Origin of the sequence: Mesorhizobium sp. M2A.F.Ca.ET.039.01.1.1 (assembly GCF_003998035.1) — a bacterium.
GTDB lineage: Bacteria > Pseudomonadota > Alphaproteobacteria > Rhizobiales > Rhizobiaceae > Mesorhizobium.
In genome coordinates this window covers 1-10,016 of the sequence record NZ_RZRY01000179.1, presented here as the reverse complement: position 1 = coordinate 10,016, position 10,016 = coordinate 1, and the positions used below count along the sequence as shown (strand labels likewise).

The 10,016-nt window shown below is 58.7% G+C and carries 9 protein-coding genes; 5 read left to right on the top strand and 4 right to left on the bottom strand.

What is annotated here, in order from left to right:
- The coding region (locus EOA24_RS15705; RefSeq protein WP_133374526.1) for a GGDEF domain-containing protein at positions 1 to 773 on the top strand (773 nt) is incomplete at its 5' end.
- A gap of 145 nt (positions 774 to 918) precedes the next feature.
- Here the strand turns inward: EOA24_RS15705 and EOA24_RS15700 are convergent.
- Positions 919 to 1,380 (bottom strand): cupin domain-containing protein, encoded by a 462-nt coding sequence (locus EOA24_RS15700; protein WP_126078802.1) that lies wholly within the window; start codon positions 1,378 to 1,380, stop codon positions 919 to 921.
- Between the two features lie 107 nt (positions 1,381 to 1,487).
- On the opposite strand from EOA24_RS15700, the gene EOA24_RS15695 reads away from it, so the two are divergent.
- Both EOA24_RS15695 and EOA24_RS15690 read left to right on the top strand, forming a co-directional pair.
- Entirely contained in the window at positions 1,488 to 3,050 is a 1,563-nt protein-coding gene (locus EOA24_RS15695; protein WP_126078801.1) for a winged helix-turn-helix domain-containing tetratricopeptide repeat protein, read from the top strand.
- Between the two features lie 307 nt (positions 3,051 to 3,357).
- Positions 3,358 to 4,131, top strand: coding sequence for a hypothetical protein (locus EOA24_RS15690; protein ID WP_126078800.1), 774 nt, complete (start codon positions 3,358 to 3,360; stop codon positions 4,129 to 4,131).
- A gap of 341 nt (positions 4,132 to 4,472) precedes the next feature.
- Here EOA24_RS15690 and EOA24_RS15685 read toward each other — a convergent pair whose 3' ends face one another.
- The gene (locus EOA24_RS15685; protein WP_245501802.1) at positions 4,473 to 5,123 is read right to left on the bottom strand and encodes a hypothetical protein; all 651 of its coding nucleotides are present in this window, start codon (positions 5,121 to 5,123) and stop codon (positions 4,473 to 4,475) included.
- A gap of 461 nt (positions 5,124 to 5,584) precedes the next feature.
- Positions 5,585 to 6,298: a hypothetical protein gene (locus EOA24_RS15680; protein WP_126078799.1), complete on the bottom strand. Its 714-nt coding sequence runs from the start codon at positions 6,296 to 6,298 to the stop codon at positions 5,585 to 5,587.
- A 147-nt stretch (positions 6,299 to 6,445) separates the two neighbouring features.
- On the opposite strand from EOA24_RS15680, the gene EOA24_RS15675 reads away from it, so the two are divergent.
- Positions 6,446 to 7,084 carry a hypothetical protein gene (locus EOA24_RS15675; protein ID WP_127256248.1) on the top strand — a complete coding sequence of 213 codons (639 nt, stop codon included), beginning with the start codon at positions 6,446 to 6,448 and terminating at the stop codon, positions 7,082 to 7,084.
- On the top strand, positions 6,979 to 7,527 hold the full coding sequence (locus EOA24_RS15670) for an FkbM family methyltransferase (protein WP_127256246.1): 549 nt from the start codon (positions 6,979 to 6,981) through the stop codon (positions 7,525 to 7,527). Before EOA24_RS15675 ends, EOA24_RS15670 begins: the two co-directional genes overlap by 106 nt.
- A gap of 35 nt (positions 7,528 to 7,562) precedes the next feature.
- Here the strand turns inward: EOA24_RS15670 and EOA24_RS15665 are convergent.
- Positions 7,563 to 10,016, bottom strand: a 2,454-nt coding sequence (locus EOA24_RS15665; protein WP_133374525.1) for a glycosyltransferase family 25 protein, incomplete at its 5' end; no start/stop codon positions are given.

Sequence of the window (10,016 nt, the reverse complement as noted above, 5' to 3'; positions counted from 1 at the left end):
AGCAGATCCTGCGCGGCGTCGTCGACACGCTGGCGCTGGCGCTAGCCAATCTGCGCCTGCGCGAAACGCTCAGGCAGCAATCGATCCGCGATCCGAACACTGGCCTGTTCAACCGGCGTTATCTCGAGGAAACCAGCAGCCGGGAATTGAGGCGCATGGAGCGCTCGAGCCAGCCGCTGGCAGTCATCATGCTCGATGTCGACCACTTCAAACAGTTCAACGATACTTTCGGGCACGAGGCTGGCGACCTCGTGCTGAAGCAGGTTGCCGCGACGCTGATCGAGCATGCGCGCGACACCGATGTCGTGTCGCGCTATGGCGGCGAGGAATTCGCGCTCGTGATGCCGGGCTGCTCGCTCAAGGAGGGAGCCAAGCGCGCCGAAACGCTGCGCCAGGCGATCAAGCAGCTGCATCTGGCGCATCGCGGCCGCACGCTTGGCACTGTGACGGCCTCTTCGGCGTCGCCGCCTATCCCGAGCATGGCTCGGGCTGGGCCGAGCTCACCAATGCCGCCGACCATGCGCAATATGATGCCAAGGCCGAGGGGCGAGATCGGGTCGTGGTCGCCAGGGCCACCCCGCCGGGCGAGCGCGCCGCAATCAAGCTTGTTCCATCGAAGAAATCGGAAGCAACGTGACGCCATGCCGGCCGCGGTCACCACTGGCGAAAGCCGTCTGAACGGCTTGCCGGCGCGTCACTTGTTGCCCTTTGCGCGCCCTCGACGTGGAAGGGAGGGAGATCGGCGTTTAACCTTGACGCGAGGAGGCCATTGACTCGACGCGTTGCGATCGCGACGTCGACGAGGGGCAGGCTGGCGGGCATGATCATCGAACCCGTCCAGGGCTATGGCCTCATCGTTCCCATACCGAAAGCTATATTGCTGGCGTGTTCGAGTGCGTGCGCGCTAAGGCGCCCCATTCACGAGCGCGTCGTCAGCGTCGACAGTTGGTCTGTATCGTAGCGGTTTCGCAGATCGGCGAGTGCTTTTGGATCGGGCGCCCCATGCGCCGTCAGCTCGGCCAGTTTTTCGAAATAATGCTCGTGGCCGGGCGGAGAGACGGTCATCAGCACGCGCGCAGGCTTCTCGCTGACATTGGTGATGTTGTGCGGCACCCCTGGCGGGATGAACAGGAAGGTTCCCGGCGTTGCATGGATCGTCCTGTCGCCGACGTGCCATTCACACTCGCCTTCGAGTAGGTAGAAGGTCTCCTCCTGCACCCGGTGAACATGTCGCCCGGTGGCGAACTCCGGCGGGATCGTCCAGTCGAACATGCTCGTATGCCTGGTATTTTCGTCGGTGACGAGGAAAGCCATCGGGTGGCCACGCAACATGACGCCCTTCTTCTCGTCGGGCATGCGGATGACGGCATCAGCGCTCATTTGATCCTCCTCTGACAGGCGCTTACTCTGGCAAGCGTTCGCTCAACATCGGCCGCTCACGCGGGAAAGTCGTGAACTCGTTGCCAAAAATCTGCTAAAAGACTCCAATGATAGTCAGGCGTGAGGTCCACCGCTTTGGGTCTTTTCACCTCGATCCGCAGGTGGGCATTCTCTTTTACGGAGATGAGCCGACCATGCTTGGGCGGCGCGCCGTCGCGCTGCTGCGACTGCTGATCCAGAACGCTGGCCAACCCGTCTCCAAAGACGCGCTGATCGAGGCCGGCTGGGGCGGATCGGCGGTTGCCGATAACAATCTGACGGTTCAGATCGCAGCCTTGCGCCGGACATTGGCTGACGCGGCGAATGGAGCAAATTGGATCGAAACATTGCCGCGCCGTGGCTATCGCTATGTCGGACCCGCCGTAGCCACCAACGGTCCCGATACCTCGGTCGTCACCGGCGCCACGTTGGGACCGAGCTTGCCTGAGAAGCCGTCCGTCGCGGTCCTACCGTTCTCGAATTTGAGCGGCGACCCCCAACAGGAGTATTTTGCCGATGGGATGGTGGACGACATCATCACGGGCCTGGCACGGATCAAATGGCTGTTCGTCATCGCCCGAAACTCGACCATTTCGTACAAGGGTCGCGCCGTCGACGTGAAGCAGATTGGCCGCGAGCTGGGCGTTCGCTATGTGCTCGAAGGCAGTGTGCGCAAGGCCGGCCGTAGCGTGCGGGTTACGGCGCAGATGATCGATGCCTCGACCGGCGCCCATGTCTGGGCCGAGCGCTATGATCGCAGCTCCGACGACATCTTCGCGCTCCAAGACGAGATCGCGCTGGCAGCAGTGGGCGCGATTGCCCCAAGCGTGCGGAAGGCCGAGATCGAACGTGTCAGGCGCAAACGGCCCGATAGCCTCGATGCCTACGATCTCGTGCTGCAGGCCCAGCCCAATGTCGATTCAGGCATGCCGGAACAAGTGACCAGAGCGTTGGCACTTCTCGAGCGCGCGATCACACTCGAGCCAACCTATGCGCTGGCGCATGGCAACGCCGCGATGTGCCATCACTGTCTGTTTCTTCGCGCCGGCCTGCAGGAGATTAACCGCGCATCTTCGATCAGCTACGCGCGGTCGGCCATCGTCCACGGACAGGATGATGCTCTCGCCCTGACCTGGGCTGGCTTTTCGATCGGAATGGATGCGCATGATCGCGCCGCAGCGTTCGCTGCCTTGGAAGCCGCCCTCGCTATCAGCCCGTCATCAGCCCTGAGCTACATCCTTGGCAGCGTCATTCTCGGGTGGAGCGGCGAAGCGGAGCGAGCGATAGAATGGAGCAAGCAGGGTTTGCGGCTGAGCCCATTCGATTCGTGGGCCTGGGCCACTTTTGACGCACAGGCAATGAGCCATTTGTTGCGCGGCCGTTTCGAAGAGGCTTGCCGTGCTGCCTACAAGTCCGTCCAGGCCAATCCGGCACATAGCATCACCTATGTGCAATTGGCGGCCGCGCTGGCCAAGCTTGGCCGGTTGGACGAAGCAAAGGCAGCCGCCGCTCGCGTTATCGAGCTTCAGCCGGGCTTTCGCTACAGCCGCCAGTTTGCCGGCGTGAATTGCGCGCCCGCGCTCGCGGAGGCTCTTGGCACCGCGCTACGGGCAGCCGGATTGCCGGAGTAGCTCGCGTCTGAGCATTCGAGAATAACGAACCCAATCATCGGCGTACCCTCAAGCCAGGGTTCGTATAAAGACCTCCGGTCTGTCGACGAACCCGCGTTCCATTTGCCAATCGTGCCTGCTCGCGTAGTTCCGAAATACCTCGAAAATTAGCCTTGCCGCGTATATCGAACCGATTGACCGGGCATTGAAACGGTCGGTGTAGCTCCGAAGGCGGCGCTCATCACCCGCACTTAGCGTGGGAGTTGCACCGTCGACAGGTTGCGACGCCACTTCACGCAGCTTGGTTCGCCCTCGACGCAGTTCCGGTTTGATGGCGGCGACCGTGCCGCCTGTTGTCTCTGAACTGGATGCGCTGAAGGCAAGCGGCGTCGATTGTCCGATAGGCGCGGGAACGCCCTCGCTGTTCACTGAGTTCAACCGCAACCCGCCGACCGGCAGCGCAGATTTCGTCTTCTTCGGCAACAGCGCCATCGTGCACGCCGCTGATGAGCAATCGATTGTGGAAACCCTGTCGGTATATCCGGCCGTGATGGAGACGGCGCGGCATCTATGTCCAGGCAAGCCGATCTGGCTCGGACCTTGCACGATCGGCATGCGGCACAACCCCTATGGTCAGTCGGTTGCGGCCAATTCCGGATTCAAGCGGGTGCCTGCAGCCGGCACTGACCCGCGTCAACGGGCGTTGTTCGGGGGCGCGTTTGCAGTCGGCTTAGCGGAACAGGCCGCTAAAACCGGAGCTGATCGATTGATATTGGCAGCACCCACCGGACCTTTCGGGCTTTTGAATGAGGATGGCACTCTACGACCGTTGCAAGCCGTCCATGCCGAGCTTGCAACTGCTGCCGGTTCGGAACGTTACGGGATATCGATTGATCGGCCGGGAGTGGCAGCCATTGCCTTTCGTGTTGGGGAGGCTATCCGCGTCCTAGCGGCAAACCTGACTTCGGCGCCGATCGAGGTGAAGCTGGGTCCGAACGCGAAAGTGAGGGGCGTTGCAGGTGATGAAATGAAGTCACTAGGCTTCCACCCAACCAGCCACATCGTAGGGCCGTTCGGCACTGTCACGTTCCGAGTTGCCTAATAGTCGATCAACGAAGGGTTGACTCAGGTCAGGCATGCCCCTGTGATGCCAACCTTCGATTGGTAAGACTTGCCCTGAAAAGCAGACTGTCGGCTAGCCTCAAAAGACGACATGGCTGGTTTGCGCCGCTTCCAGTCATTATTTGGCCGTCCCACACTTCCTGGAACCAGATGTAGCGCTCAGCCGACCAGGTTACAGCCGATCTCCAGAACCGTACATCGAACCGCTTGCTTCGAGAGGCTGCCGACCGAACGGTGCGGACTTCCAGTCGCGCATTTAGCAAATTGGAATATGTCACTCCAGATGGAAAGCCGCCACGCAATGTAAGCTCGGGCCAGCAGTCACTCGACGCCGGGCGGAATTCCCAAAAGCTTGCCCAGGTGGATCGGCAGCCGAGTTGACGCGTGTATCTCGGCACAGCTTTCTTTCCATTTCTGGAGATATTCACCGATAGGAATCCGGCTGCGGCCCGGCCAGCGGTTGAGCGCGCCAAGTGCCTCAACACAGTCCGGGGCCTGCTCATATTCCGAGAGTATGGTCAATGACATTGCTTGCGCGAACGGATTGAGGCTCGGAACTTCGATCTCGCTTCGGTGCTTGGCAAACCATGCCGGCGGGTCGCCGGCGAGGCCTTGAAAGTCGGCAAGCGACTGATAGCCGTTGATGATGTTTTCGCGATATTTGGCAATGAGATCGCCGAACGCGTTGTCGCCGGGGAAGGGCGGGGTGTGTTTCCAGCTCTTCGCCAGACGCCACAGGCCCCGCAGCGAGAAGGCCTCCACCATTGCTTCCTCCAGCCATTGGCATGGCGGCGCAGGCTTGGCATCGGCCTGCCAGCTGTTGGCAAAAACATGCCCGAGTTCGTGCCCGAACTGGTAGGCGAGCTTCGACCAATCCCGCTCGCCGATGTCGACTATGGTCCATGCCATGCCGCTGGCGTCCGGATGCAGCCAGATGGCGGGCGGACCGGATGTGTGCTCCTCGACACGCAATCGCGTCGGCTGGCGATCGGAGAGAAGGCGCACACCGTCGAGGCAGGCCTGCCGCATGCGTTCGATGACCAGAATGGCAGCGCCTTCAAGCATGCGGCCCCAATCGCCGGCGAGTTCTATCGGGGCAGTGAGAAGAGACGTCGAGGGCGCAACTGGGGCTGATTGAGCAGACACCACGGCGGACCTTGTTTCACGAACGACTGACACAGCGGACCCTGCCAGCGCCAGACCCCAGGCAGGGGAGCCTGCAAGCAGTGTTAGGAAATGCCTTCGCCTCAACTTTCGTTCCTCGATGCGTGTGAAGCAATGTCGGATCGGTCCGCCTCTAGCGCAGCTGCCGGACCGCAATAAAGGCCGGAGAGCCGGCGCAAGGTCGAATTCTGTCGAGCGTTCGATTATCAGTTGGGCTCGTCAATCAGGCAAAAACAAGAGCTCATGCGCAGGGGCGCGATCCTGGTCGCTTAGTCCCTTTTAGGCCTCAAGACGCTGAGTACCCTCTTATAGCGCTCCAGATTGCCCCCGCTTTGCAAATGGATCGCATCCCCCTCGGAGGAATAGGGAAGCGAACCCGTCGGGTAGAATGGCTCTGTCTCGGAAGGCGAATTCCATATGAAAATAGGAATTCTGCGAGAGGCAAAATAGAGCGAAAGGACTATATCGTCACTATGTCGACAATCCATGTCGTTCGATGTTTCTCGTACATATTCCAGGAAGTCGTCACCCACGCATGCGGGAGGATACAGAACCGTGCCGAATCCTTCGAACATCGATACCCGCATTTCTCCGTATTTGAACGTGATGCTGCCGTCTGGATTGAAGTCCCCGCCGTGCCGCGCCAGGATGCGATATTCAGTTTCGCGGTGCCCTTTGCAGAGGAGGGCAAGCTGATTTTTTGGATAGGCAAAGTCGTCGTCAACCGACCAGATGTAGGTTTCTTTCTCATCCCCATGGCGCAGTAGGGTCGGGGCGATCTTTGTGATCGGCCCGTAGTCCTCTGTACGGAAAATCTTCACCCGTTCCATTTCCGTCAGCCATGTCGGCAAAGTGTAGGGTTCGTTCGTCCGCACGCACACGTGTGGAACGTTCAATTCAATATGTTCCACCGCAACCGTCTGGCCGAGCACGCTTTCAAGCGCCGGGCCAATTCGGTCAATCCGCGATGGGATGGTGGTCATTGAGGCGACTATTCGCATGGCCTTCCTATCTGTACAGACCGATCCATACTGCCCGATGCTGGCGCATAATCTCCGTATCGTTGTCGCCTTTGCCAAGAAATAGCAAATGCGCTTACACTTACGCGGGATCGAGCGGGGGTCACGGTCGTGATCGGCAATCTGGCTGGCCAACTCTTTACATCGCACGGAACGATCGTGTTCGTCGATCCGTCATCCGGAGAGGTCCGGCACGGAACGTTTGAACACAGTCCACAAAATACCCTGTTAGTTCAACAGGGTGCGCTGGCTCGCCTGAAGTTCACTGAAGCCGGCATCGACAAGGAAATAGTATATCTTCGCGATTATTCGGCCATTGTTGGCTCAAAGAAGTTTGATAGTCCCGATGTGCTTAACATACTCCCGGGCACTCTGACACCAAAAATTTTTCGAGGGCGGGAATTTGGACTTGAGAAGGGCGGTAAATTTCTGTGTGCGGAGCCCGATGGCCGAATTACGCTATCAAGACCCGCGTGTGAGACTTGGGAATTGTTTCACCTTCGCGAGGATGCTAAAGAATCAAGTGGAACTATAACAAGCCATCGGATTGATGGAAAAATCATCAGCTTTTTCATCACGAATAGAGTGGATTACATACAATCATCCCTTATAAGGGGCGACTTCTACGAGCGAGACGAACTTGAATTGATCAAACGCCTTGCGCCGCCCGGAAGGGCGTTTGTGGACATTGGTGCAAATATAGGAAATCATTCCATATTGTATCGAAATTTTGCAGCCCATCTGAGATAATAATATTTGAGCCAAATCCAAATGCTATAGATATACTTAAAATAAATCTTTCGTTGAATGCTTGCTCGAATGTAAATATTGACTACCTCGGCGTGGCTCTGAGTTCGGAACCGAAAATTGCGAACGTATTTTATCCCATTTCAAATAACATGGGCCAAGCGCAAATGCTTGAGGCCGATCACGGAGTGATCAAGTGCTTGCCTGGTGACCTTTTCCTGCGTCAGAAACCTGTAGGCTTCATTAAGATCGACGTGGAAGGCGCGGAATTCGATGTGCTCAAGGGAATTCAAGGAACGATCGAGCTATGGCGTCCCGGCATACTTATCGAAGTATGGCCGGAGCGTCACCAAGACCTCTCCTCTTGGTGTGATGCCTTTGGCTACGCGGTCCGGGAGACATTTCCGTTGGACAACAATTTTTTTGTAGCACCTGTCGAGGGATAAACCCCTTGGCGCCCGCCCGGCTATCAGCAGCAGTTTCACTTCTTGTCCGTCGCTACTCGATCGGAAAGTTGCTCGTCGTCCACGATCACCAGCGGCGGCATGCAGATGTAGCCCTGCATCGACCCATATGCGGCGCACATCGCGCAGTCGATGCCAGTATCCTCGATGATTACGTCCGTCCCAGGAAATGGGATGAGGCGGTGTCGCAGCGGCAGGCACTTTTCCAGGAGAATGCGCGCGCCTCTTGGCGTGATCGTGTAGGCTTGCAGCCCAAACGAATGCTCTATCCGGATGAGCGATCTGGGGAATTTGTCGGACTGAAACAGCGCTGTTCTGTTGGTGTAGCGACGATCGTAGAACTCCAGCTTGGCTTTCGAAAGACCAAAGTCCAACCAGAGAAAAGACGGATCGATGATATAGCCCCACTGTATCATGTCCCAACCGGTCGGCGCCCGGGACATGATCTCTGCGGATTCCTCGATAAATCGAAACGATGCTCGGACGTCGTCCTCAAAGACCGTTATCGTCCTGTTCTCCGATACCGCACGCTTCCACAGATCGATGTGCGACAAAGCGCATCCCAGCGTCCCCGGGGGGTACCGACAATCACCGGTGATAAGGCCTTCCTCCATGAGCGCGGCCCTGTCCAGGGAGGTGCCGTCAACGGCCGATATGCGAGCCGTATTGTGCATCAGATGCCAATTGTGACTTTGATACCGGTTCCAGCGATCGACGCTGCGGTCAAGGTTGATCAGATGGATCTTCAGCGAGTCCGGCAACTCGGGCCTCGCCAACAACGGAGCAGGCGCCGAGGCCGTTGCGCCAAGCAATTGCGGCACGTCGCCCGCGTCGCGCAAAAGCTCTCTTGCCCGTTCGATCCCGCCGCTGACATGGTATTCGTGATCGCCGAAAGTAATGTAGCCGTAGACCTGCCGGTTATCGATGTACTGGACGATGCCGGCCCTCCTGGCACTGTCGGCGAATACGACATATTCGTAGCGCGATGTGCCGTCGTCATAGGTAAGTTCGGTCAGCACATCGGCACGTACAAGATAGGTGCAGTGCACGAGCGGCATCTCGATAACGCCGCGTACATGGCGGTTGAGCACCCAGCCATATTGGTCGCAGTGTTGATAATATCCGTTCGCATCGACCTCGGCGTGATAGTTCGAATAATATTGGCCTGGCGAGATGGAGCGCAGCAGGGGCGCGACGATCGGCAGGTCCAGCGCAACAAGCTCCCGCAGCGTCGCCGGCCGCACGAAATTGTCGACGTCGACGACGAAATAGAAGTCGCAATTGTGCTCGAGAGTTTTCCGCAGGCTGATGTTGCGGATTCGGCCAAGCACCTTGAAGCGTGTCTCGTTCCATTCGTGCTCGCGAAACTGCTCGACCCGGTCATTGACGTCCGAAGTGTCGAGCTCGACCGCCGCATAAAGGTGGCCGACGCGCTCCAGCCACTCGCGCAGGATCTGCTCGGTCTTGTCGGTGTTGTTGTTGGTGCGGATGTAGAGGACGATCGATTCTCTCGGGTAGTCGAGCGACTCGATGCACGCCAGGTAAAGCGGCAGCGCTGGCTCTTTCTGTTTGGCCAGTATCGCGACCAGGACACGCGGCACGACCTCCAGCCGCGAACGCAACGATCGCTGCGCAATCAGCGCGTGCTGCTCGACCAGGCTTTCCGCGCCAAGTCTTCCCAATACCGATGGCTCGCGGACCTCGAGCTTCTCGGTCGCGAAACGCGCATTGGCCACCACCCGCTTTAGCATGTCCGGCGGCAATTTGTCGGAGGCAAGCAGCTTCAGGCACGCGTCGAGCGACTCGCGATATGCGCCCGCCCAATACGCGTTGATCGAAAACTCGTCGAGCAGCCCGTAGTCATAGACCCAGGGCTGGACGAAGAGACCGGTCGGCTCCGTGAGGTCCAGGCCGCGACGCGCGAATTCCTGTCCTTGCGCGTTCCGGCCCTGGCTGCGGCAATAGAGGCTTGCCGCGTGCAGCGCCTCTGCGCGTGCCGGCACTGTCTGGGTCGCACGCTCATAGACCGCGACGACCTCTTCGAAGGGCTTGCCGAGCGCGGCCATCAGATTCCCCGCCTCGAGCAGGCTCACATAGACCTCCTCGTTCCAGAAACCCAGCTCTGCTCGCTTCAGATACTGTTCCAGCGCCTTCTCGCGTTCACCGAAATCGCGATAGCTTTGCGCGAGATAGAAGGTGTAGCGCGATATCAGGAACGGATCGGTCTCGGTTGCGAGCACGTTCTCCAGCACCGCCGCGTCGTCCTGGTATTTTCGTGGGTTTTGGCTGCGCGCTCCCCCACGTCCCGTGGCAATGCGAAATCCCTCGGCGTTCTGCCGTGTGATGGGGCCAGGCGGAGCCTCCAGATATTCGTGCAGCACGCCCTTGAAGGAAAAGGGTAGGCGGTTGCGGCAGATCTGCGGGCGATAGAACGAGATATTTCCATGGGATACTTCGACATCGTAGAGATC